Genomic DNA, 24,924 nt, shown 5'->3' with positions numbered 1-24,924 from the left:
TTATAATTAAAAATGACAAAAACAGCATTTATTACAGGAGCTACAAGCGGAATTGGAAAATCCACCGCGATTCATTTTGCCCAAAACGGTATAGATTTGGTATTGTGTGGTAGACGTCAAGATCGGCTAGATGCCCTTAAAGAAGTACTTGATAAACATGTACAAGTACATACCCTGAATTTTGATATTAGAAACAAGGCTTCGGTTAAAGAAGCTGTTGATTCGTTGCCAAAAGAATTTACAGAGATAGATATTCTAATAAACAATGCGGGTAATGCCCATGGAATGGATACCATTCAAGAGGGAAACATAGATGATTGGGATGCCATGTTAGATATTAATGTTAAAGGCTTGCTGTATGTATCTAAAGCGGTAATTCCACAAATGGTAGCGCGTAAATCCGGTCATATTATCAACATTGGCTCTACGGCAGGCAAAGAAGTTTACCCTAAAGGCAATGTGTATTGTGCAAGTAAACATGCGGTAGATGCTATTAATCAAGGAATGCGTATAGATTTAAACGGCACGGGAGTGCGTGTTGGGGCAGTAAATCCGGGATTGGTAGAGACAGAGTTCAGTAATGTTCGCTTTAAAGGAGATGAAGATAGGGCGGATAAGGTGTACAAGGGATTCCAGCCTTTAAAACCAGAAGATATAGCAGACATCATTCATTTTGTAGTCACAAGGCCATATCATGTAAATATTGCGGATTTGGTAGTAATGCCAACAGCACAAGCATCTTCAACTATTGTAGATAAAAAGTGATGTCATGAAAAGATTTTAGAATAAAATCTTTTAAAGCCAAAAGCCAAAAGCCAAAAGCCAAAAGCCAAAAGCCAAAAGCCAAAAGCCAAAAGCCAAAAGCCAAAAGCCAAAAGCCAAAAGCCAAAAGCCAAAAGCCAAAAGCCAAAAGCCAAAAGCCAAAAGCCAAAAGCCAAAATTATAACTTATGATCAATAAACGCCTATTGGTAAAAAACTTGCTCGCTCATAATGACGAGAACAGTTTTTACGACAAAAAGCGATTTATTTCTATTGGCGAGAAAGAAGGTAAGGGTAAATTTTTAAAGCATGTTTGTGCCTTGGCAAATAGTAATCCTGCCAATAATTCTTTCATAGTAATTGGCGTTGAAGATGAGGATAATAAAATAGTAGGTGTAGACTTTTTTGATGATAGTAAGATTCAAAATTTGGTAAATGCCTATTTAGATAATCCCCCATTGATTTCATACGAGAATATACCATTTCCGCATTTACCAGAGGGTAAAGTTGTGGGTTTGGTGACCATAAAATCTATTGGAAAAATTTGCTCGCTGAGAAAGAACATCTGGAAATATTATGGAGGTTCCGTTTTTTTTAGGGAGGGTAGTATAAGTTTACCAAAAGTGTTTGATATTGAGTTAAAAAATACTAACGCTGAGGCGGTTGCCACTATCGAACAGCATGCAAAAAACAATATTGAGCTTACTTTAGATGGAGTCATAGATTTTATAAACCACCGCCATAAAGATTTAGAAAGTGACTATAAGGTTTTTAAAGAGCAATTTGTAGTGTGTTGGGCCGGCAATAAAAAAGTAGTGAACGGAGAAACATATTTCTATAGGGTAGATATTGAATTAATAAATGAGCAGGTAAAATTATTCTACTCTAATTTAGATGAGGTTACCATTACATATGACAATGATTCATTTACAACTATTGAATATGTACAGCTTGGTTTGGCTTCGAAACAAAAATATTATCCATTAGAAAAAGTAGTTATAAATTTCAGTGAAAACGGCACCTATCAAATTACGAGCGATTTACTTTTTAATCCTCCAATACATGACGAGGATGAGCTGAAAAAGATTTATAAGTGTAATAATGCTTTGGTAGCAAAAGCAAAGAAAAATACCGAATTAACAATTGCAGAAGTAAAGCAATTGAAATACCTGGCAGATTCATATTTAATATGCTTTCTTAACGGATTTGAAGAGGCAAAAGAACGCATGGAAAAAGCTAGGCAGATTTTAAAGCCTAAATACCCAAGAATAAATGCTTCGCTAAAAGAAGCGCTTCGTGTGCTTAGGAAGGTGAAATATTCTTAATCCAAAGTTGTTCGTAGGGTTTTAGAGGCAATTCGTTATGAATAAGTTCAAATGATTTTCCGGTAAGTAAATCAATAGAATTTTTACCGGCATGAATACCAATAGAAAGCAGCCAGCCTATATTTAAAGTTTCTGTAACCTCGTTAAAATTGGACAACACCCAAATATTTTCATTTTCATGGGTTCTTTGAAAGACAAATACATGCTGGTTAGGGCAACCATGAACCTTAAGATTATTTGTGTCAGCAAATACGGTCTGCTCTTTTCGTAGGCGAATCATATTCTTAATCCCGTTGTATATTATGGTAGGCGGACTGTCTTTTTTGCTTTTCAATGTAGAGGCAACACTCCAATTCTGCATTGGTCTATTTACCCAACGATTGTCATTTACATGATCTTCATTTTGCTCATAAGAATAGTCATTTAAGGTAGCGATCTCATCTCCGGCATATATCATAGGTATACCTCCGTAGGTTAAAATAATACCGTGCATCATTAATATTTTAGTGATGGCATAGTCGATAATATTTTTATTGTTTTGTTCTAGGGCGGTTTCTAGTCCTAGTAGAGAAGCGGCACTACCCGTAATTCTACCATCACCGTTTTTGGGATTGTACATAAACATCAAACCCTTGGCAGGAGACCATTCTAACTTGCCGCAGTAATAGTTTAAAATAAATTCTTTGTGAGCGCTTGGATCATAACCCGTAGCACGTACAATATCATCTTCATATCCAAGACCAATATCATCATGGCAGCGAATGTAATTGATCCAAGTAGCATCATTGGGTTTTACTGGGATCTCGCTCACACTTTTCACTAGTAAAGAAGCTTTTTTGGTTGCAATTGAATTCCATAATAAAGCCATTAAAGAAGCATTATAAGCTACTTCGCATTCGTTACCTTCCATGGTGTCTTCACCAAAATATTTTATAATATTTCTAGGAGCAACAATAGCTTCGGCCAAAAGAATAACACCTGGTGCAATTACCTGTAGGCACATTTTAAATAGTGAAATTAAAGTATGTGCTTCTGGTAGGTTTTGTGATGATGTCCCTAATTTTTTCCAGAGAAAAGCAAGCGCATCAAAACGGATTACATCTACCCCTAAATTGGCAAGAGACATTAGGTTGCCAAGCATTTCTATAAATACCTCCGGATTCCTATAATTTAAATCCCACTGATAACTATTAAAACAGGTCATAACCCATTTTTCCATTTCTGGATTGTAGGTAAAATTGCCCGGTGCCGATTGTGGAAATATTTCAGGTAAGGACTTTTCAAACTCGTCAGGGATATGGCGGTCAGAATAAGTGTAATAGTAATTTTGATAGTGTTGGTTACCTTCTTTGGCTTTTTTTGCCCATACAAACTCATCTGAGGTATGGTTAACAACAAAATCAAGCATTAAAAACATATTATTGTCACGTGCTTTTTTGCTGAAAGCTAAAAAGTCTTTTTTTGTACCGTATTTAGGGTCAATTTCATGGTAGCTGTTCACTGCATAGCCACCATCATTTTCGCCAGCAGGTCTTATGGTTATAGGCATTAAGTGAAGAAAATTAATACCTAAATCTTCAAAGTAAGGTATCTTTTCTTTGAGTCCATTAATGTCATTGTTGAACCGGTCAACATACAATTGCATACCAACCATTTGCTCACTTTGGTACCAATTTCCAGAATTTAAACGTGCAATATCTTGTTTTTGTAGTTCTGTAGGTCGGTCTTTAAAAAGCGTTTCTAATGTATCTAAAAGGGTGTAGAAAAATGCCTTATGCTCTTTCTCTTTATATAATGAAAAAAACTGCGTCTTAATAAGTGAAAGATTAGTAGCTAATCTTTGTTCATATAAAGACGTTAATGGTATTCCACCTTTTTTCTTTTGACTTTTTAAGGCCAACAACCGGTGTAATTCAGCTTGGTTCATTTTAAGAGTCTAATTGTTGTAATGTAGGTAGCGATTGTATGGCTCCAAAATTTTCCGTTGTAATGGCCCCAGCTTTATTTGCCCTTGAAACCATGTTAGAAAGTAAATATTCGTTTACCAGAACATCTTCTATTTTAGAGTGTTCCGTAAGTTGTTGTAAAAGGCAACCAATAAAAGCATCACCGGCACCGGTAGTGTCTTTTGGTGTTACTTTTATGCTTGGTATGGTTTTGTAGAAATCTTTTGTACTAAGCAAAGTTCCTTCGCTTCCTAAGGTTACAACTATTACTTGGGTGCCCATTTCATGAAAAAACTGGCAAGCATCTTCAAGCTTATCTTTTCCTGAAAGTAGTTGTGCTTCTTCTAGGCTAAATTTACATAAATGGGATTTCTCTATAAAAGCATGGCACTTACGTATAAAAACATCCTCTTTATTCTTCCAGAGATCTACTCTGTAGTTAGGGTCAAAACTAATGAACGCATTTTTGGTTAATCCGTCAAATAGATATCTATTATAGGTCTCTTCAAGAGCACCGCCTAAAAGAGCGGTAGCTGCGCCAAAGTGAATAATGTTATTTTCAAAATTAGATTTTAAGGAAGAGTCGTAAGTAAGCTCTTTGTCTGCGCCTCGGCTAAAAACAAAATCGCGCTCACCATCGGCATCAATAGAAACAAAGGCTAAAGTGGTAAACGTATCGCATCTTTGGGCAAAGGAAATATCAACTTTTTCATCTTCAAGAATACGTAGTAAAAAAGTACCAAATGGGTCATCGCCAACAGCACCAACAAAAAAGCTATCGCCGCCAAGCTTGCTAATTGCACAGGCTACATTGGCTGGTGCACCACCTGCTTTCTTAGAAAATTCTTTTGCTTTCGTTAAATCTTTGCCTTGGTTTTCGGCAACAAAATCTATGAGTAATTCTCCAATACAGAATACCTTTTTCATACGTTTAAAAAGAAAATTAGGAAGTCTAAGTTAATTAGAAATAACACCTATTTCCTAAAAATTATGAAGTAAATATTAAATTACGGTGGTTTACAGATTATTTTATGAATTTAATTCCTTTCGTATTTTGGGTCTGTTGCTGAATTGCATATATTGAATTACACATTTTAAAACATATACTGACCATGAGCATATTTGATGAAATTAAGAAAAAACTGAGCCACGAGTTTATTGATATTGTAGAATGGCTAGATAATACTGACGACACTATAGTTTATCGTTTTGAACGTTACCAAAATGAAATTAAGAACAATGCGCAATTGATCGTTAGAGAAGGGCAGACTGCAGTTTTTATTAATGAAGGTCAATTGGCAGATGTTTTTAAACCGGGCACATATACTTTAAATACGCAGAACCTGCCTATTTTAACGACCTTAAAAGGTTGGAAATATGGATTTGATAGTCCGTTCAAAGCTGAGGTGTATTTTGTAAATACGCGCTTGTTTACAGATGAAAAATGGGGTACAAAAAATCCGTTCATGTTAAGTGATGATAGATTTGGTTTGGTGGAAATACGTGCTTTTGGTACCTATAGTTTTAGAGTAAATGATCCAGGAAAGTTTGTAGTAGATGTAGTGGGTACCGATGGTAATTTTACAAGCTATGAGGTAAATGAACATTTAAAAAGCTTAATAGTTACCCGTTTTACAGATACGGTAGGTGAAGCTAATTTACCAATTGAGTTGTATGCGGCGAACACAAGCGAACTATCTGAAACCTGCCAAGAAGTAATGCAGCCAGAATTTAATAGGGTAGGTATAGAGTTAGAGAAATTCTACATCGAAAATGTATCGATGCCTGAAGAACTTAAAAAGGAAATATTCGAATACAGCCGATTGGATAAATTGGACATGGGCAAGTTGGCGCAGTTCAAAGCAGCCAAAGCAATGGAGTTAGCGGCCAAAAATGAAGGCGGAACAGCTGGTGCCGGTATGGGCATGGGTATGGGTTTTGTATTGGCTCAACAAATGGGAGGCTTAATGGAGCAACCTGCGGCGCAACCGCTAGGAGGGCAAACAGCACAACAGCCACAAGCGCCGCCACCAATGCCGGCACAAGTAACCTATTTCTATGCGGTAAGCGGTCAACAATTAGGTCCTGTTGGTTTTGATAAGCTCAAAGAATTATTTGCGAGTAGAACAATTAATAGAGATTCGTTGATCTGGAAACAAGGTATGCCCAATTGGACTGCATTAAAAGAGGTAGAGGAATTAAAATCTTTCTTGGGTGGTAATACGCCACCACCATTACCAACAGCATAATTTTAAGCAATACCTTTTTAAGATAAGGGATACTTTCTATGGATGATATTCAACAATCGGAATATAAAAAAGCATGTGCCAATTGTGGTGCCGAGTTAAAGTTTAAGCCAGGCTCGCATCAATTGACATGTGAGTACTGTGGGTATGAAGAGTTTATTGAGGCATCTAAAACTAGTTTTGAAGAGTTAGAGCTAGAACACTACTTAAAAATCGTAGGTGAAAATGCCTATACCGAAACTATAGAATTGTTGCATTGTAAAAATTGCGGTGCCAACCAGCATGTAGAAGAAAACTATAAATCGCTCAACTGTGTGTATTGTAGTGAACCTTTAATACGGGAAGATGTTGAGAAAGAAGGTTGGATATTACCCGGCGCTCTAGTTCCATTTCAATTAGATACCAATAAAGCACAGGCAATATTTAAAGCTTGGGTAGATAAAATTTGGTTTGCACCGGATAATCTTAAAAAAGCAGCGCTTGATCCAGAAGGGTTGCATGGATTATATGTTCCGTATTGGACGTTTGATGCCAATCTTTTTGCATCATACCAAGGGCAACGAGGAGATTATTATTACGAAACACAGACCTATAATAGTAATAAGGCAAGAAGAACAAGACGTGTTAGAAAAACAAAGTGGACATATGCATCCGGTAGAGTAGATGGTTTTGTAGATGATATTTTAATAAGCGCATCAAAAAAGAAACGAAAAGAGATTCCGGCAAAAGTCACCTTCTGGAATTTGAAAGATTTAGTGGTTTTTAATTCAAAATATCTATCTGGTTTTGTTACGGAAAAATATACGGTTTCATTAAAAGAAGGGCATCACAAGTCGTTTCAAGAAGCCAAGAATATTGCTTATAATTGGATTAGGCGTGATATTGGTGGTGATACTCAAAGAGTTGCAAACGCCGATATAAAACTTTCAGATGAAAAGTTTAAACACATCTTACTTCCCATTTATCTAAGTTCATATAGATATGATGGTAAAGAGTTTAATTTTTATATAAATGGGCAAACAGGAGTATTAAGTGGAAACAGACCTTACTCCTTCTGGAAAATCTTCTTTTTAGTGATTTTTATCCTTGCCATGATAACCATAATTGCGATTTTTGCTAAATGAGTACAAAAAGAACACTGGTTGTAGGTGACATTCACTCAGGATTACAAGCTTTAAAGCAAGTACTTGAGAAAGCAGCTATAACTGAAGATGATACGATAATTTTTTTAGGAGATTATATTGATGGATGGAGTGAAGCGGTTGAAACTGTAAACTATCTTATACAACTAAAAGAAAGGTACAATTGTATATACCTAAGAGGTAATCATGATGAGCTTTGCTATGAATGGTTAACCGGTAAGGCAGATAACCCAACATGGTTTATGCATGGTGGTGAAGCCACTTCAAATTCTTATGGCAAAGCTTCAAAAGAAACAAAAGATAGGCACATTAAATTTTATGAAAGCTTAGAGAATTATTATCTAGACGCTGAAAATAGATTGTTTTTACATGCAGGCTTTACAAATTTGAAAGGTATAGAGCATGAATATTTTGAAAAGACATTTTACTGGGATCGTACTTTGTGGGAGTTGGCACTTTCTTTGAATAAAGATTTAGAAAATGATCATATCCATTATCCGAAGCGATTAAAGAATTATGCTGAAATTTATATTGGCCATACACCGGTTACCCGTATTGGTAAGACTACACCACAGAATGCCGCCAATGTATGGAATATTGATACGGGTGCAGCTTTTAAAGGACCGTTAACTGTGTTTAACGCCAATACTAAAGAATACTGGCAAAGTGAGCCGGTTTATACCTTTTATCCTAACGAAACGGGTAGAAACTAAGAAAACCGTTAACTTTACTTTAAAATAGATTGTTTTATTGACGATCTTTAATAAAATTGAAAATATGTCTAATAAAAATATAAGATTAGAAGTGATGCAGGCATTAGAGCCTAAGGTAGAGAGTTTCATGGAATCTTTCCTTATAAAACCAGAGGATATATGGCAGCCAACAGATTTTTTACCAGATTCTGAAAAAGATACATTTTTACAAGAGGTAAAAGATATTCGTGAAGAGTCTAAGGACTTAGGGTATGACTTTTGGGTAACCATGGTAGCGGATACCATTACCGAAGAAGCCTTGCCAACTTATGAATCTTGGTTAATGGATGTTGTTGGTATTGACCAGCACGGTGACCATAAAACCAATGGTTGGGCTAAATGGGTACGTGCTTGGACTGCAGAAGAAAATAGACATGGAGATGTGTTGAACAAATATCTTTATTTATCTGGAAGGGTAAATATGAGAGAGATTGAAATAACGACCCAGCATTTAATTTCTGATGGTTTTGATATTGGTACTGATCGTGATCCATATAAGAACTTTGTATATACCTCTTTTCAAGAATTAGCTACCAATATTTCGCATAAGCGTGTGGGGCAAATGGCGAAGAAGAAAGGAAATGCCTTATTAGGTAAAATGTGTACTATAATTGCCGGTGATGAAATGAGACACCATTTGGCGTACAGAGAATTCGTGAAGACTATTTTAGGCGAAGATCCATCTGGTATGATGATCGCCTTTGCAGATATGATGAAGAAGAAGATTGTTATGCCAGCACATTTTTTACGTGAGTCTGGTGGTACAATTGGTTCTGCTTTTGAGAACTTCTCTAACTGTGCACAGCGTTTAGGTGTATATACAGCGCAAGATTACGTTGATATTCTAAGCAAGTTGAATGCGTATTGGGAACTGGATTCTGTTCGTTCTTTAAATGAAGAAGCTGAAAAGGCTCGTGACTACTTAATTAAGTTACCATCAAGATTAGAGCGGATTGCAGAAAGAATGAAATTTCCGCAAGACCAATATCACTTTAAGTGGGTAGAGGCAAACGGAGCATTATAAAATAAAAAAATCCCGATCAGTTATGATCGGGATTTTTTTTGCTTTAAACGGTAGATTATAATTTACCGTGTTTGTGCTCATCTTGCCATTTAACAAGTTCTGTCCATTTACCTTCGTAGCACATTTTAGCTTGTAACGGCCAAGAAGCAGGATCGTGAATTTTGTATCGTGTACCTCCTGTATCCAATATTTTTTGGCAGGCTTCTAAACTAGCTTCAGAAAGTTCTTTCCATGTTTTAATACCGTGGTCTTTAAACATGCCTTCAATTTTTGGACCAATACCTTCCACAAGTTTTAAATCGTCTTGCTTAATGGTTTTTCCAAATGCAGCCTTGGCAGCAGCACCATCAAAAGCTAGTGCGCTACTTGTAGCGGCACCGGCAGCAAAAGAGGCGGCAGATGCACCTAGATTAGTGCTTGGAGCGCTTGGTGCGGCAGGAGGAGGTGTTACAACTTTGCTTGCGGCAATTACTCTTTGGTTACAAGCTTCTAGATCAGCCTTTAGTTTGCTGTTGCTAGCTTTAAGATTGTTTAAGTCAGACAATTCGCCTTTAAGTTTTGTATTACTAGCGGTAAGACTGTTTATTTCAGCAGAGTTGTCTATTACTTTGGCAGAACGGCTACCAAGTAGATAACCTAAAATACCGCAGATAAGACCTACTAACAATGGAATTATCAAGCACCAAATGTTCATATTTTCAAAATTCATGATTTTACTTATTTATAGGATTAGTGTATGTTTTATTTTAATGTAATAACCGTTCGTCTATTTTTTACTCTGCCTTCTTCAGTGGCATTATCGGCAATGGGTTGTGTTTGCCCTTTGGATGTAGCAATTATCTTATCTGCAGCTATTCCGTTTTGCATTAAGTAATTTTTAGCGAATTCTGCTCTATCTTGACCTAGTCTCATGTTTGTACTTGCTCGCCCTTGTGAATCTGTATGACCAACAACGCTTGCCTTGGCATCAGAAACCTTATCTAAATATCTAGATATATCGGCAACTTTTTGGCGTTGCGTAGCATCTAAATGAATAGAGGCTTCTGCAGTGTTAAAATAAAGAATTAATGGATCAGCATTTATTTTTTCATACAATGCTTTAAGGTCATCTTCTGCGGTCGCGGATTTTTCAACAAGACCAAAGGAAGCTGCACCCCAATAAGTACTCTCTTTAGCAATCATTTCGTCCATAAGTTTTCCCTGCGTATTAATTTGAGCAGTAGAGAATCCTTTTGAAGCTAAGTCGTTCTTAATTGAATTTGCTCTCGCAAGTCCTAAATTAGGGAATGCGGTATTATTCTCTTCTTGGCTAGTATAATAACCAGTTACGTTAATAACATTGTTTTCGTTCTCAGCTAAATGACCTTGTAAACCTGTAATTCCTTTGGTAAGGTCTGCACTTAATGGTGTTAAAAAGTTATGCGAAGAGATATTGAAATTATAATTGTCATTGGTGTTATAGGCAAATCCGTTTCCATCTATAGCGAAGGGATACGATGTAGCCGAGGGCTCTTTTATGATTTCCTTTTGTGTAGCGGGTTCTTTATCTACAACTTGAGTAGCGCATTCGCTACACCAGTTATAAAAGAAGTAAGTACCGACTACAATGGGAATCAACATCAATAATAAATACTTGATTGTTCTTGTCATTGTACGTAATGTTTAGTGTTTAGCGCACAATTTATTAAAAAAATCTTAAAAATGTTAAAAGATTTACACCTAATTGCCTTACAATCAATCATTATGTAAAATCCAGATATGTAAAATACAATACTAGTTATACAATCTAAGAGTTAGGCGATAAAAAAACGTATAAGGCAACAACTATTATTTGCATTTTTGCGTATGTATTGAAACGGTATACATCTCCCCACAAGGTTTGGGCATTGATTATATAATTTCAAGTTTTGAGTTAGTTGGTTAAAAAATCCTGTCTTCTTTAAGTCGACAGGATTTTTTTATGCCTAAAAGTGAAGAAATTTATAATCCAACTATACAATATTTGCATAAACCTGTACAGAAATTGTTGAATTGAGTACTATAATTTACTAGTTTGATACAGAGTAATTAGATTGTAAAATGAAGAAAAAAATAAAGAGTTTTATAAATTTCCTTTGCATGTTTATTGTTCTGGGCATACAAGCGTTACTTCATGGTAGTTGGTCTAACGAGCCAACAAGTTCAAAAGCAGGCTAGCCTTTTAGTTTACATACAAAGGAAATCATGAATCTATTATAGATCAAACTTTATACCCTGTGCCAAAGGAAGCTCTGTGGTATAGTTAATAGTATTGGTTTGTCTTCTCATGTACACTTTCCAAGCATCTGAACCACTTTCGCGACCACCACCAGTTTCTTTCTCACCGCCGAATGCACCACCTATTTCAGCACCAGAAGTACCTATGTTTACATTGGCAATACCACAATCACTACCCCAGGCAGAAAGAAAATGTTCCGCTTCACATAGGTTGTTCGTCATAATAGCAGAAGATAACCCTTGTACAACGCCATTTTGAATAGCAATTGCATTATCAACATCACCAGTATATTTTAATAAGTAAAGTACAGGGGCAAATGTTTCGTGCTGTACAATTTCAAAATCATTTTCAGCTTCTGCAATAGCAGGTTTTACGTAACAACCACTTTCATAGCCCTTACCTTCTAACACTCCGCCTTCAACGATTAGTTTACCACCTTCTTTAACTACTTTTTCTAAAGCCTTGTTGTATTGAGCAACAGCATCTGTATCAATTAACGGACCTACATGATTGTTTTCATCTAACGGGTTACCAATTCTTAATTGTTGATAAGCTGCAACAACCGCATCTTTTACCTTATCATACATAGATTCATGAATAATCAATCTTCTAGTAGAAGTACAACGTTGACCAGCAGTACCTACAGCGCCGAACACGGCACCTATAACGGTCATTTTTAGGTCAGCGTCTGGTGTAACAATAATTGCATTGTTGCCACCAAGTTCAAGTAAAGATTTTCCAAGTCTGGCAGCAACGGCCTGAGCAACTATTTTTCCCATTCTAATAGATCCGGTAGCAGATACTAATGGTACTCTTTTATCTTGGGTCATTAATTCTCCAATTTTATAATCGCCATTTATTAAGCAAGAAATACCTTCTGGTAAGTTGTTGGCTTTCATTACCGCGGCAGCTATGTTTTGGCATGCAATACCACACAAAGGTGTTTTTTCAGAAGGTTTCCAAACACAAACATCACCGCAGATCCAGGCTAGTGCCGTATTCCACGCCCATACGGCAACAGGAAAATTAAATGCAGATATAATACCTACAACACCTAATGAATGATATTGCTCGTACATTCTATGCCCAGGTCTTTCAGAATGCATCGTTAATCCGTGTAATTGTCGTGATAATCCTACTGCAAAATCACAGATATCTATCATTTCTTGAACCTCTCCCAGACCTTCTTGATAGCTTTTGCCCATTTCGTAAGAAACAAGCTTACCTAAAGGTTCTTTAAGTTCTCTAAGTTTGTCACCAAACTGTCTAACAACTTCTCCACGTTGCGGTGCAGGTTTGGTTCTCCACTCTTTAAAAGCTGTCGTTGCAGTAGACATTACTTTTTCATAATCAGCTTCTGTCGTTGTTTTGACTTTTGCAATTAACGAGCCATCTACCGGCGAGTATGATGAAATTACCTCTCCTGATGAAAAATGATTAGCTCCGGTTGAGGTTCCCTCATTAATATCTTTAATTCCTAATGCTTTTAGGGCATCATGTATTCCGAAATCTGCTGCAATTTTTGACATTTTATAACTTTTTACTCGATTAATGTTAGATATATTACAAAAATACAAAGAATTTTATCCTTAGAAAGAACAAATTGTAACTATGAGAATTTAATAATGGACCATAATATAATTCCTATTAACGCAGGTATACTTTGGACTATGAATATTTTTTTACTTACGGTTAGTGCACCGTAAGCACCAGCAATAGCAACGCAACCTAAAAAGAAGAGTGCAACATTTGCAGACCATTGTATTTCGGTAATGAAAAATGACCAGATCAACCCAGCAGCTAAGAAGCCATTATAAAGCCCTTGGTTTGCCGCCATGGACTTTGTGGGTTCAAATAAATCTTTTGGAAAATTTTGAAAAACCTTTCTACCTGTCGTTGTCCATGCAAACATTTCAAACCAAAGAATATAAATATGGATCAGGGCTACAAGAGCAGTAATTATTTTAGCTATTAGTATCATTTTTCTTTAGCTATAAAACGTTCATCAACCGGCATTACAGTACCGCAATTGTCACAAGTCCTTAATTCCTTTGAGCTATAAAAATGCTTAAAGTGAGATAAAAAATCTTTTTCTATATCGTGAAGGGTAAAATAGGCTTCATATAATTTATGGTTACAATTGTCACAAAACCACAAGAGTCCGTCGTCCACATTCATATGGTCACGTTTACGTTCTATCACAAGGCCTATTGATCTTTCTTTACGAACTGGAGAATGTGGTACCTTGGCTGGGTGCAGATACATATCTCCAGGTCCTAGTTGCATGGTGCGTTTTTTACCGTCTTCTTGAATGTGCACTTCTATGTTACCTTCAAGCTGATAGAACAATTCTTCGGTTTCGTTATAGTGATAGTCTTTTCTGGCATTTGGTCCGGCAACGATCATAACGATATAATCGCCGGCATCTTTGTATAAATTTTTGTTTCCAACAGGGGGCTTAAGTGAAGCTCTGTTTTCTTCAATCCATTTGTTAAGATTAAATGGTGCTTGTATGCTCATTTCTGTGAATTTAAGTGAAAGTTAAAGAAACGATTATTTTTCACCTAAAAGGTAAGCATAAAAAAAGCCTTTGTTTTCAAAGGCTTTATAAAAAATATGTTCTTTCTTTTATTGTTTTACAAATATTTGAGTAAAATAATAGTCGCCGTTACTATTTTCAACAATGCTGATGGCTGAGTAATTAAAATCTCCCTCTAAATTTTTTCTATGCCCTTCACTATCTAACCAAGCATCGAAAGCTTCCTCTATGGTATCATAATTTCTTGCTACATTTTCAGCAACAAATACAGCATCTGTTCTTTTAGAAATACCCGATGCGCGTTTGGTGAACATATCATGACTGGTAATTCCTTTAGAAATCATGTAATTCGTGTGCAATGTAGCATAGTAATATGAAATGCTTTCAAATTCAAATGGATTTAAACCTACACTTATTCTATAATTATTTATTAATTCAAAAAGGTCGGCTTCCATTGTGCTATGCATTTTTGAAGAAGCTAAAGTTAGTTCTGAAGGTGAGTCTTCTGATGTATCTTCATATCCTGCAAAGTTCTCGTATCTAGAACAGGATGATAAAATGGTAACGATTAAAGCTAAATAAATGAAAGTGGATTTCATACTGGGGGATAATTTTATGTGTGCCAAAAGTAGTATGGTTCACAACGGTTAGAAGAAAAACATCTACACATAGTTTGAAATACTCGTTAAGCTGCCACTAACGGTAATATTTAGGCTTATCGATAAAATACATGAATGATTATATCGGAAAAATTAGCATTTCACATGATTTTTCCCACTTTGCCGAAATATGGAAACCATTCAACCTATTTGAGTTAAACTATAGTCTAACTAAACCTTAATATATTGAATAGTTTACTGCTTGTAAAAAAGTTGGGTAAAGTAGTAGTTGCCTAAGTCGTCTCTCTTTACACTGATACCGGTGTGTGTAAAATCGCCCTCCATTGTTTTTTTGTGGCTGCTACTAATGTACCATCCTTCAAAAGCTTCTAGGGCGGTTTGGTAATCTTTGGCTACATTTTCAGCCACCATTTCAACGCTTATTTCAGAATCGATGTTAGATGCTCTTGAGCTAAAGTTATCATGACTAATGCTACCTTTTGAAATCATGTAGTCTGTATGAAGGTTTGCATATTTATAAGCCACTTCACTAAACTGCAAGGCATTAGCGTTTAGGTTTAACCTATGTTCATTAACAATTTCCAAAAGGTCCTGCTCAATAGTTAAAACATTTTCAGCTTCAAGTACGGGCGTTTCATCAAGAGATTCGCTTGTACAAGAACCAAGAAAAAGTAATAAAAAGACAGGGACCGCATAAAGCAATCTCATTTTCATATAAGTGTCTTTTAATTAAATAGCCTCTCGGCGTAGCGAAGTAGGTAATAAAGTTAAGAGTGTTCTAAGCTCTCGTAATCGATTTGGGTTATCGATAGCGTAATATTATAGAAAAATTAAATGCAGGGTATGAACAAAAATGCTTATTCGATAAAGTGTTCAAAAAGTAAGATTAGGGTATGAAGTGATTAGATAAAAATGTGTTCTTTAGAAGACTCTTTTTCTGGACTTTCATTTTGTAGTACAGTATCAAAAATTAATGCACCTATATCCTTAATAGGTTGGTAAAGAATAGATTCCTTTTTAGTTTCTTCTTTCAGTAAGTTGAACGTGGTATCCATTCGATCAAAAAATATAAAAGCGGCACCTAATAAAATAGCAACTTTCAATGCACCAAAAATACCCCCTGCAATTTTATTTAAAGAGCCTAGCATGGCAAAATTGGCAACCTTAGTCAATAGTTTTCCAATTAAATTGACGATTATTATGATTAGTACGAATGTGATTATAAAGGCAATGATACTCATATTACGTTCGTCCCAATTCAAGTGTTCAGATAAATATTCACCTGTAATATATGAAAAATGAATGGCTCCGAAAATTCCGGCGACTAGTGCCACAATAGATGCAATTTCCATGAAAAGTCCGTTTTTATATCCTTTCCATAGACCCCATATTAAAGGTAATCCAAGTAAAATATCTAAAAGTCCCATTCGTAAAGTGTTTTAACAAATATAGAACTTTGATTTGTACCTTTGCAAGGTCAATATCATAGATGAGATTGAAGGAATTTTATGGCAAGGGATATACAATTAAAAGAAAGATGGGATTTTTTGGTAGAAAAGCTTTCAACAAAGTTTTCTGACGGAGATCCTTTAGAGCTAGATGCAATTATTTATTTGGTAGGCGTTCAAGAATTAGGACAGTACCACAGAAAATATAAGAAAGACGATAAGTTAGACTTAATGCATATTGCTATATGTCGTCTTTTAGAACCTTATGGATTCTATGAATTTAGTTTTTTTGATGAAGATGGTTGGCCTCATTACAATGTGTTAGAAGAATTACCAACGCTAAAGGCTGGGGAGCAAACCGTACTTATGAAAGAAGCGATTGTAACATATTTTATAGAAAAAGACTTTATACAGTAAACGATGAAGAAGCCCTATTACGCTGTTATTTTTACTTCCGCTAGAACAACAGGTGATAATGGTTATGGTAAAATGGCCGAGTTCATGGAGCTATTAGCCAAAAAACAATCGGGTTTTATAGGTATTGAAAGTGCAAGGGAGAATATTGGAATTACCGTAAGTTATTGGGAAAGCTTAAATGCTATTCATGATTGGAAACAACAAGCAGACCATGTGTTAGCTCAAAAAAAAGGTATTGCTGACTGGTACGATTCTTACACCGTTCGCATTTGCTTGGTAGAAAGGGAATATAGTTTTCATAAAAACCCATAAATTTTCAAAAAACTTACTGCTTTGGAATCAGCTTTAATTCCGTTATATTTAGGAAAATAACTTAAAGCACATGTCAAGGCAATTTATAGTATCATTGGATCAGGGAACTACAAGCTCTAGAGCATTGTTGGTAGACCATGATGGCGCCATTAAAGGAATGGTCCAAAAAGAATTCAAACAAATTTTTCCTAAATCGGGTTGGGTAGAACATGATCCAAACGAAATCTTATCTTCACAGATGGTTGTTTTAAAAGAGCTGCTTGAACAGGAAAAAGTAAAACCCACAGAAATTGTAGGTATAGGCATTACCAACCAAAGGGAAACTACTGTGGTTTGGGATAAAAATACAGGAGAACCAGTATATAATGCCATTGTTTGGCAAGACAAACGTACAGCAGATATTTGCGAACATTTAAAGAAAATAGGGCTTACGGAGCATGTCAAGAAAACTACAGGTTTGGTCATTGACTCTTATTTTTCGGGCACCAAAGTAAAATGGATATTGGATAATGTTGAAGGCGCAAAAGAGAAAGCCAAAGCAGGCAATTTGCTAATGGGTACAATTGATACTTGGTTAGTCTGGAACATGACCAAAGACCATAACCATGTAACCGATTATACCAATGCATCACGAACCATGATTTATGATATTGTAAATCTTAAGTGGGACGATAAATTACTAAAAGCGCTAGATATACCGAAAACGATGTTGCCAGAAGTAAAACCATCTTCTGCGAATTTTGGTGATTATGAGTTAGATGGAGTTAAAATATCAATTGCGGGTATTGCAGGTGATCAGCAAGCAGCATTATTTGGGCAAGCTTGTTTTAAGAAAGGATCTGCAAAGAACACCTATGGTACAGGTTGTTTTATGCTAATGAACACAGGTGAAAAACCCCAGTTTTCTAAAAACGGACTTTTAACTACTATAGCTTATGGTTTAGATGGCAAAGTCAATTATGCGTTGGAAGGAAGTATTTTTATTGCAGGAGCAGCGATACAATGGTTACGAGATGGTTTAGAGCTTATTAAAGATGCAAAAGAAACCGAAGAATTAGCAAACTCGATTGAAGGGGAGAACCCGGTTTATGTAGTGCCGGCCTTTGCAGGTCTTGGAGCACCTTATTGGGATATGTATGCCAGAGGAGCCGTTTTCGGTTTAACAAGGGATACGGGTAAAGCACATTTGGCAAAGGCAACATTAGAAGCGTTGGCATACCAAACCAAGGATATTTTAAAGGCAATGGAAGATGATTCTGGAATTCAGCTTAAAAATTTAAGAGTTGATGGTGGTGCTTGTGCAAATAATCATCTAATGCAATTTCAAGCAGATATTTTAGACTCAGAAGTTCATCGTCCAGAAATTATTGAATCTACCGCAATGGGTGCAGCATTTCTTGCAGGAATTCAAGTAGGTTTTTGGGAGCAATCAGACATTGATCAAAGTCGACCAATGGATCGAATATTTAAGCCCACTTTTGATCGTGTAAAACGGAAACGTTTGTATAAAAAATGGCAAAAAGCTGTAGAAAGATCAAAAGGCTGGGAAGAAGAATAGTAGCGTACATATCAATTTTACAATTTATTAATTTTTTAGAGCATAGAATAGCATATGACTAGTTCTATCTTTGCCTATTAATGTTAGGTTTTCGTCGTTATCCGACGAAAACTATCGTTTCAAATTAAAAAGACATCTAGTGATGAAGAATATAAAATTTACCAATTTAGAACGTCAAAATACGATAGACCACTTAGAATCAGAAGATTTTGATTTGGTGGTTATAGGAGGGGGAATTACCGGTGGCGGTATTGCATTAGATGCTGCATCACGTGGTTTAAAAGTAGCCGTATTGGAAAAAGGGGATTTTGCCTCTGGTACCAGTAGTAAATCTACCAAGCTAATACATGGTGGATTGCGATATTTAAAACAGTTCGATTTTTGGTTGGTAAAAGAAGTAGGGTCTGAGCGTGCCATTGTACATAAGTTGGCTCCTCATTTAGTACTGCCTGAAAAAATGTTATTGCCATTAATAGAAAATGGTTCTTACGGTAAATGGTTAACATCTATTGGTCTTAAGGTATATGATATTCTTGCTCAGGTTACAGGTGATGATAAGCGAAAAATGCTAGAAAAAAAGGAAGCCTTAAAATTGGAACCTTTATTACCAAAGAAGATTTTGAACGGTGCTGGTTATTATGCGGAATATAGAACAGATGATGCGCGTTTAACCATAGAAAATATAAAGACTAGTCTTTTGTTCGGTGCTCAGGCATTGAACTATGCAAAGGTGAATGAGTTTGTATATGAAAACGATAAAGTTGCCGGTGTTAAAGCAATTGATACGGTTACCGGTAAAGAATTTACCATTAAGTCTAAATATGTCATCAGTGCAGCTGGTCCGTGGGTAGATGAGTTAAGAAGCCTAAATAATTCTAAAAAAGGGAAACAGCTTCATTTGACCAAAGGGGTGCATTTAGTATTTCCGTATGAAAAATTACCTGTTAAGCAGTCTTGTTATTTTGACATACCAGATGGTAGAATGATGTTTGCTATTCCAAGAGGTAAAATCACTTATGTAGGTACAACAGATACCAATTATAATGATAATAAGAACAAGGTGAAAACAGATCTTGCAGATGCTATTTATTTAATTTCTGCGGTTAATAATATGTTTCCTGATATTAATCTTGAGCTGGAAGATATTGTTTCTTCATGGGCAGGTCTGCGCCCACTTATTCACGAGGAAGGTAAATCTGCTTCAGAACTATCTAGAAAAGATGAGATTTTTGTTTCAGATACAGGCTTAATCAGTATTGCGGGTGGTAAATTAACAGGTTACCGTAAAATGGCAGAAAGAGTAGTAGATCGTATTGCCAAAAAGATGGAAGAGGATTACGATACCGAATTAAAAGAATGTTACACAGAGAAAATATTTTTGTGCGGTAATGTAGATTTCAAGAAATTTAAACATGTAAAAAAATACATTGATGAGGTATATGACCAAATCAAAGAAGAGGGTTTTACAAAGCACGATGCTTGGTTTTTAGTGACCAACTATGGTAAGCAAACAGAGACAATTCTTGAAAATTATAAGGGTATTGTAGAAGCGGATAAATATGTGCGTTTAGCTAAAGCAGAATTGGCTTTCGGTATTGATTATGAAATGGTGCAAACCCCTATGGATTTCTTCATTAGAAGAACAGGTAGGCTATACTTTGACATAGATAGTATTAGAACGCTAATGGAACCACTGATGGCAGAGTTTCAGAATAGGTTTAAAGTAACGGATGACGTAGTTGAAGAATGGAGAACAACCTTGAATGAAGAATTAAAAGAACATTCAGATTTTTCGTTAGAAAGACGTTAATCTAATTGATCGGTTAAATCAAGAAACACCTTTTTAGGATTTTTATTCTCATAGAGAACTTTATAAACAGCGTCAATAATAGGAGTTTTGACCTTTTTTGTAAAGTTCTCTTTTATGTTATAAGCACTTTTGGCGGCATAATATCCTTCGGCAATCATACTCATTTCCATTTGAGCACTTTTTACGGTGTAACCTTTACCGATCATATTACCGAACATTCTATTACGGCTAAAAATAGAATAACCGGTTACTAATAAATCGCCTAAATAAGCAGATTTATTAATGTTACGGTCTATTTTATGAATGCGTTTGGTATACCGTTTCATCTCACGTATAGCATTACTCATTAATACACTCTGAAAGTTATCTCCATAACCCAATCCGTGTGCAATACCCGCCGCTATAGCATATATATTCTTTAACATAGCAGCATATTCAGTACCAATAATATCTTTACTAATGCTGGTTTTAATATAATTACTGGCAAGATTATTGGCAACCAATTCTGCCTTTTCAGTATCTGCGCAAGCAATGGTTAAATAAGATAATCGTTCCATAGCCACTTCTTCAGCATGGCAAGGACCGGTAATAACACCAATATTTTCAAAAGGTATCTCGTACGTGTTATGAAAATGCTCGCCTACTATCAATCCAGATTCTGGAACAATACCTTTAATTGCTGAAAAGATGATTTTATCCTTCAACGAAACCGTTAGTTTTTCTAACTCACCAACTAAAAAAGCAGAAGGTATTGCAAAAATTAAAACATCGGCATAATTAACAGCTTCATTAATATCGCTTGTCAACACCAATTGTTCTGTCTTAAACTCTACAGAAGTAAGGTAATTTGGGTTGTGCTTTTGAGTTTTAATATGGGCAATTGCATCGGTATTACGCATATACCAGCCAATTTTTTCTTGGTTATTGGTCAGCATTTTCACAATAGCCGTAGCCCAACTTCCACCACCTAAAACCGCAAATTTCGCATTCTCGTTCATGGTGCAAATTTACCAATTATTTGTATGATCATCATATGATTAGAATCAGTCTCTTAAAAATTTTGGCATGGAGATTGTTTCTAGTTAGACAACCTATTAAATGAAATCTTATGAAAACACTAAAACTACTTACGGGATATTTCCTATTGGCAACTTTAATGGTTTCTTGTTATACAGAAGTAATTATTGAAGATGATTTTATAGAAGAGTCTGCATTCAATACCGATCAAGTTTTGCAAAGTTATGATTTATGGTATGTAGATATTAATGCAACTAGAGGTAATGGCGAGGTGCCATTTTTACAAAGGGCATTTACGGTTTCTTTTGATCGCGGAGTGCTTTATGCGAATAATAATATCGTGGGAATTGGTAAAACCGGTGGTGGCTATGGTATTGATGTAGGTACTTATGGTACACTAAGAGGTACGGTAGATATTGCTCATGATATTGACGGGTCTTGGTTCTTGGAAGTGTATGCGGTAAATAATAATACTATTGAATTGTATGATGCTAGTACAGATACCTCTTATTACTTAATAGGATATCAGACTAACAATTTTGATTATGACACGGTTTTCTATGACAATATCAATTATTTCATACAGGAATATGATGCTTGGGAGAAAATATACACCAGTGAAGCAGGAGCGTTAAATGACTTTGACAACGAAAATTACTTGCAGTTTTTACCAAACTTTTTCAGGTCTTCAGTAAATACGCCAAATACCAATGTTTCTAATTTACAGTGGGATTTTGAAGGGGAATATCAAGTCTATGATGTACAAGGAGATAACTCATTAAAAACGTTGACCTTAGATTATGATTTCTTTGGTAACGATTATTTTGAACTATATGTTATTAACGATGCTACTATAGAATTGTATCACCCAGATAGCGGTACAACTTATGAATTTAGAGGTAGAGGATACCAAGAGTATTTAAAATCTGCAAAAGGTTCAGAAAGTAAGAAAAGAATAAAATCTTCTAACCCTACTATGAATGTAGAACGTAAGAAGGAAAAATAGTTTTTAGGTTGATTGTCTCAAAAGTGCCCTATGTGTAGTAGGGCATTTTTTATACGGTAGATTTAACGTCTTCTACAATAACAGCATCAATATCAATAGGCTTATCTGAATGAAGAACCGATATATCTCCAGTAGTTTCAAAAATAACTGCTTTTACTTGTGACAATTGTAAAACATTTGCCTCTCTAAGTTTTCCCATTAGGTCTGCTTTGCTTACCAATGCTTTGTTTAAATTTTCTTTTAAAATGGCACCATTTTTCATTAGAAGAATTGGGCTATTGGTTATTACTTTTTGTGCTGCATTAGACGATGATAACAGCTTAGCGAATAAAGCTTGTAGACCCGCAAGTAATGCTATAGAAACCATAGCGGGCATTAAGCTTGCAACAGGTTTGTTGACCGCATCGGCTAAGATAGATCCCATGGCAATAGTAACGGCAAAATCAAAACTGGTCATTTTAGCGAATGTTCTTTTACCTGTTACCCGTGTAATGAACATCATGTATAAATAGATAAAAACCGCAGCTACGCATATTTGCAAAACGGTTTTTAGTGAAAGTGGGTCAAAAATTTCCATAGTTAAGTTTTAGAAGTTATACCTGGTCCTTTTGAAGGGTGTATTCAGGTTAAAAATGTACTCCTCTAAAAATAACAGTATCTCGTTTTAAATGTTTCCTCTATTACTTAGAGTTCTAGTTCGTTTAATCGCGCTGCAATCTCTTTTTAAATGCTGATGGATTTTCCCCTGTTACTTTCTTAAAGGTCCTGTTGAAGTAGGAGAGGCTTTCAAATCCGCATTCAAAACATGTTTCGCTTACATTCTTGCCAGTAAGCAATAAACGTTTAGATTGACTGATGCGATATTGATTTAAAAACTCTATAAAAGTACTACCCGTGGCTTTTTTAAAATAGCGACAAAAAGCAGGCTTGGTTAAATTACAGAATTTAGCGACCTCATCAACCGATATTTTACCTTGGTAGCGTTCATCGATCAAGGCATAAATATCACGAATTCTACTTTGCTCCTTTTTGCTGTATTTATTCTTATAAGGTTTCTTGTGTAGCAATTCAAACTCATTACTTTGAGAAAGTCTTTTAAGAATATTCATGATTGCCATAAAATATTCAAAAGGTTTTAGGGTATGTAGCTCCTTTAGTAATTCACCTACCACTTTTTTGGTTTCTCCGTGAAAAGCAATGCCGTATCTAGAAAGATCTAATAGTCTATTTAAATTTTTTAATTCAGGTATAGGATCTACAAAAGTGCTCTTAAAAGAAGGCTTAATATGTAAGACTTCTTCTCTGTAGGAAGTCTTTACTCCGTAATCGAAATTTAAATGTGGTATGTTAGATCCTATAAGAACCAAATCGGTTTCTTCGTATTCAGAAATATGATCGCCTACATGTCTTGTTCCATTAGCACCTTCAATATAAACGATTTCATATTCAGGATGAAAATGCCAATAAAATAGATGGCTCAACTTGGGGTCGTGTAATAGTCTGAACGGACTTTTAGATGCAGGGTCAATGGTTTCTAGTTCAATCTTCATGTGCTAAATGTAACAAAATTGCATATAAATTCTATATGGAGTAGCTATAAAATCAATATTGTTCAAATTTAGGTCAATATTACGGTAGCCCAAAATGCTTGCCTTCAGTAGTTTTGCTTTATACAACAACTTAAAATTAATGTACTATGCAGCAAATAAACAATAAGGTTGAACAAGGTAATAAAGCGCATAAAGAAATACCAGGAAATCCCTCAACGGCAACAAGCAGTAAGCAAAAATTGAATGATCGATCTAACGGTAAACCACTTCGTGTACTCAGCGAGGAAGATTGGAAATTCTGGATGGAAAATGGATATATCGTAATAAAGAATGCGGTACCCTCAGAGCAAGCAAAAGCTACGGCAGATTTTCTTTGGGAGTTTGATGAAAAGAGTCCTACGGATTCTTCAACATGGTATGCACCACCAAGAGCAGAAATGCAAATGAAAGAGTTGACAGGTACAGGTATGGTTGAGGTTTACAACCATCAACATTTATGGAACAATAGACAAACGCAAAGAGTATATGATGCTTTTGTAGATGTTTGGGGAACAGAAAAACTTTGGGTGACAATAGATAGGGCAAATTTAAATTTTCCGTTACCACCAGGGGTAGATAAGAAAGGATTCATTCATTGGGATTATGACCCTGAGACCAAGCCTCAAAACGTACAAGGAGTATTGGCATTAGCTGACCAAGATGACGAGAATATGGGAGGCTTTCAATGTATACCTTGGTTATACCGTAATTACGATTCCTGGAAATTGACACAGCCAGAAGATAGAGATCGCTTTCAGCCATCGTTAGATGGTTTGGAAGATAAAATAGTAAAAGTGAAAATGAAGGCAGGTGATCTGTTAATTTTCAATAGTACGGAACCTCATGGTATAAGACCCAATAAATCAAAAGATAAAGTTCGTATAGCGCAGTACATTTCAATGATGCCAGCAGAGCCTGAAAATGAAGAAATGCGTCATTGGAGAGTCAATTCTTGGAAGAACAAAATAGCCCCAGAAGGGTATGCATTTCCGGGTGACCCACGTAAATGGGAGCAAACCAAATATGATACTGCTAAATTATCACCTTTAGGAGAGAAATTACTAGGGCTAAAAGACTGGTAGAGAGATAATATGGTAATAATCTGCTAGTTAGTGGCGAGGGCAATAAATATGACTTATTTTTGCGCCCTTAAAT

25 protein-coding genes are annotated in these 24,924 nt (G+C 35.7%); 12 read left to right on the top strand and 13 right to left on the bottom strand.

The annotated features are described in order from the left end of the window. Positions 1 to 12: 12 nt before the first annotated feature. Together P177_RS18960 and P177_RS18950 are read left to right on the top strand one after the other, a co-directional pair. On the top strand, positions 13 to 765 hold the full coding sequence (locus P177_RS18960; protein ID WP_036157384.1) for an SDR family NAD(P)-dependent oxidoreductase: 753 nt from the start codon (positions 13 to 15) through the stop codon (positions 763 to 765). Between the two features lie 184 nt (positions 766 to 949). Next, entirely contained in the window at positions 950 to 2,086 is a 1,137-nt protein-coding gene (locus P177_RS18950; protein ID WP_036157380.1) for an ATP-binding protein, read from the top strand. Here P177_RS18950 and P177_RS18945 read toward each other — a convergent pair. Together P177_RS18945 and P177_RS18940 are read right to left on the bottom strand one after the other, a co-directional pair. Next, a complete protein-coding gene (locus P177_RS18945; protein WP_036157377.1) occupies positions 2,064 to 4,013 on the bottom strand; it encodes an amylosucrase in 1,950 nt (649 codons plus the stop codon). The genes P177_RS18950 and P177_RS18945 overlap by 23 nt on opposite strands. Before the next feature lies 1 nt (position 4,014). After that, a complete protein-coding gene (locus P177_RS18940; RefSeq protein WP_036157374.1) occupies positions 4,015 to 4,959 on the bottom strand; it encodes a carbohydrate kinase family protein in 945 nt (314 codons plus the stop codon). Between the two features lie 185 nt (positions 4,960 to 5,144). Here P177_RS18940 and P177_RS18935 point away from each other — a divergent pair, with 185 nt between their 5' ends. The 4 genes from P177_RS18935 to P177_RS18920 all read left to right on the top strand — a co-directional run bounded on the left by P177_RS18935 (position 5,145) and on the right by P177_RS18920 (position 9,196). After that, positions 5,145 to 6,281, top strand: a complete 1,137-nt coding sequence (locus tag P177_RS18935; protein ID WP_036157371.1) for an SPFH domain-containing protein — start codon at positions 5,145 to 5,147, stop codon at positions 6,279 to 6,281. Between the two features lie 38 nt (positions 6,282 to 6,319). Continuing rightward, positions 6,320 to 7,402, top strand: a complete 1,083-nt coding sequence (locus P177_RS18930; protein WP_036157368.1) for a hypothetical protein — start codon at positions 6,320 to 6,322, stop codon at positions 7,400 to 7,402. Next, positions 7,399 to 8,133: a metallophosphoesterase family protein gene (locus P177_RS18925; protein ID WP_036157365.1), complete on the top strand. Its 735-nt coding sequence runs from the start codon at positions 7,399 to 7,401 to the stop codon at positions 8,131 to 8,133. Before P177_RS18930 ends, P177_RS18925 begins: the two co-directional genes overlap by 4 nt. A 64-nt stretch (positions 8,134 to 8,197) precedes the next feature. After that, positions 8,198 to 9,196, top strand: a complete 999-nt coding sequence (locus P177_RS18920) for an acyl-ACP desaturase (RefSeq protein ID WP_036157363.1) — start codon at positions 8,198 to 8,200, stop codon at positions 9,194 to 9,196. Positions 9,197 to 9,251: 55 nt separating this feature from the next. Here the strand turns inward: P177_RS18920 and P177_RS18915 are convergent, their stop codons facing one another. The 8 genes from P177_RS18915 to P177_RS18880 all read right to left on the bottom strand — a co-directional run bounded on the left by P177_RS18915 (position 9,252) and on the right by P177_RS18880 (position 16,039). Next, positions 9,252 to 9,905, bottom strand: a complete 654-nt coding sequence (locus P177_RS18915) for a hypothetical protein (protein ID WP_036157361.1) — start codon at positions 9,903 to 9,905, stop codon at positions 9,252 to 9,254. Between the two features lie 32 nt (positions 9,906 to 9,937). Beyond that, on the bottom strand, positions 9,938 to 10,846 hold the full coding sequence (locus P177_RS18910) for an OmpA family protein (RefSeq protein WP_036157358.1): 909 nt from the start codon (positions 10,844 to 10,846) through the stop codon (positions 9,938 to 9,940). Positions 10,847 to 11,428: 582 nt separating this feature from the next. After that, positions 11,429 to 12,982: an L-piperidine-6-carboxylate dehydrogenase gene (gene amaB, locus P177_RS18905; RefSeq protein ID WP_036157355.1), complete on the bottom strand. Its 1,554-nt coding sequence runs from the start codon at positions 12,980 to 12,982 to the stop codon at positions 11,429 to 11,431. 80 nt (positions 12,983 to 13,062) lie between these two features. Then, positions 13,063 to 13,434 carry a DUF1304 domain-containing protein gene (locus P177_RS18900; protein WP_036157354.1) on the bottom strand — a complete coding sequence of 124 codons (372 nt, stop codon included), beginning with the start codon at positions 13,432 to 13,434 and terminating at the stop codon, positions 13,063 to 13,065. After that, positions 13,431 to 13,973, bottom strand: coding sequence for a 3-hydroxyanthranilate 3,4-dioxygenase (locus P177_RS18895; RefSeq protein WP_036157351.1), 543 nt, complete (start codon positions 13,971 to 13,973; stop codon positions 13,431 to 13,433). Before P177_RS18895 ends, P177_RS18900 begins: the two co-directional genes overlap by 4 nt. 108 nt (positions 13,974 to 14,081) lie before the next feature. After that, on the bottom strand, positions 14,082 to 14,591 hold the full coding sequence (locus P177_RS18890; RefSeq protein ID WP_036157348.1) for a CAP domain-containing protein: 510 nt from the start codon (positions 14,589 to 14,591) through the stop codon (positions 14,082 to 14,084). A gap of 255 nt (positions 14,592 to 14,846) precedes the next feature. Beyond that, a complete protein-coding gene (locus tag P177_RS18885) occupies positions 14,847 to 15,326 on the bottom strand; it encodes a CAP domain-containing protein (protein WP_036157345.1) in 480 nt (159 codons plus the stop codon). A 188-nt stretch (positions 15,327 to 15,514) separates the two neighbouring features. Further along, on the bottom strand, positions 15,515 to 16,039 hold the full coding sequence (locus P177_RS18880) for a CvpA family protein (protein ID WP_036157343.1): 525 nt from the start codon (positions 16,037 to 16,039) through the stop codon (positions 15,515 to 15,517). Positions 16,040 to 16,120: 81 nt separating this feature from the next. Here P177_RS18880 and P177_RS18875 point away from each other — a divergent pair, with 81 nt between their 5' ends. From P177_RS18875 to P177_RS18860, 4 genes are all read left to right on the top strand, one after another. Next, a complete protein-coding gene (locus tag P177_RS18875) occupies positions 16,121 to 16,477 on the top strand; it encodes a hypothetical protein (protein ID WP_036157340.1) in 357 nt (118 codons plus the stop codon). A gap of 3 nt (positions 16,478 to 16,480) precedes the next feature. Further along, positions 16,481 to 16,789, top strand: a complete 309-nt coding sequence (locus tag P177_RS18870; protein WP_036157337.1) for an antibiotic biosynthesis monooxygenase family protein — start codon at positions 16,481 to 16,483, stop codon at positions 16,787 to 16,789. Between the two features lie 70 nt (positions 16,790 to 16,859). After that, entirely contained in the window at positions 16,860 to 18,347 is a 1,488-nt protein-coding gene (gene glpK / locus P177_RS18865) for a glycerol kinase GlpK (protein ID WP_036157334.1), read from the top strand. Between the two features lie 142 nt (positions 18,348 to 18,489). Beyond that, the gene (locus P177_RS18860) at positions 18,490 to 20,157 is read left to right on the top strand and encodes a glycerol-3-phosphate dehydrogenase/oxidase (RefSeq protein ID WP_036157331.1); all 1,668 of its coding nucleotides are present in this window, start codon (positions 18,490 to 18,492) and stop codon (positions 20,155 to 20,157) included. On the opposite strand, the gene P177_RS18855 is transcribed toward P177_RS18860, so the two are convergent. Continuing rightward, positions 20,154 to 21,155, bottom strand: coding sequence for an NAD(P)H-dependent glycerol-3-phosphate dehydrogenase (locus tag P177_RS18855; RefSeq protein WP_036157330.1), 1,002 nt, complete (start codon positions 21,153 to 21,155; stop codon positions 20,154 to 20,156). The genes P177_RS18860 and P177_RS18855 overlap by 4 nt on opposite strands. A 110-nt stretch (positions 21,156 to 21,265) precedes the next feature. Between P177_RS18855 and P177_RS18850 the strand changes: the two genes are divergently transcribed. After that, complete coding sequence (locus P177_RS18850) at positions 21,266 to 22,180, top strand: hypothetical protein (RefSeq protein ID WP_036157327.1); 915 nt, start codon at positions 21,266 to 21,268, stop codon at positions 22,178 to 22,180. A gap of 49 nt (positions 22,181 to 22,229) precedes the next feature. On the opposite strand, the gene P177_RS18845 is transcribed toward P177_RS18850, so the two are convergent. After that, positions 22,230 to 22,757, bottom strand: coding sequence for a DUF421 domain-containing protein (locus P177_RS18845; protein WP_036157325.1), 528 nt, complete (start codon positions 22,755 to 22,757; stop codon positions 22,230 to 22,232). A 124-nt stretch (positions 22,758 to 22,881) separates the two neighbouring features. After that, positions 22,882 to 23,730: a helix-turn-helix domain-containing protein gene (locus P177_RS18840; protein ID WP_036157322.1), complete on the bottom strand. Its 849-nt coding sequence runs from the start codon at positions 23,728 to 23,730 to the stop codon at positions 22,882 to 22,884. A 146-nt stretch (positions 23,731 to 23,876) separates the two neighbouring features. Between P177_RS18840 and P177_RS18835 the strand changes: the two genes are divergently transcribed. Continuing rightward, the gene (locus P177_RS18835; RefSeq protein WP_036157320.1) at positions 23,877 to 24,851 is read left to right on the top strand and encodes a phytanoyl-CoA dioxygenase family protein; all 975 of its coding nucleotides are present in this window, start codon (positions 23,877 to 23,879) and stop codon (positions 24,849 to 24,851) included. Positions 24,852 to 24,924: the final 73 nt, after the last annotated feature.

The organism is Maribacter forsetii DSM 18668 (assembly GCF_000744105.1).
GTDB lineage: Bacteria > Bacteroidota > Bacteroidia > Flavobacteriales > Flavobacteriaceae > Maribacter > Maribacter forsetii.
Note: the sequence above shows the minus strand (reverse complement) of the source record. Positions and strands in the feature narration are given on the sequence as shown.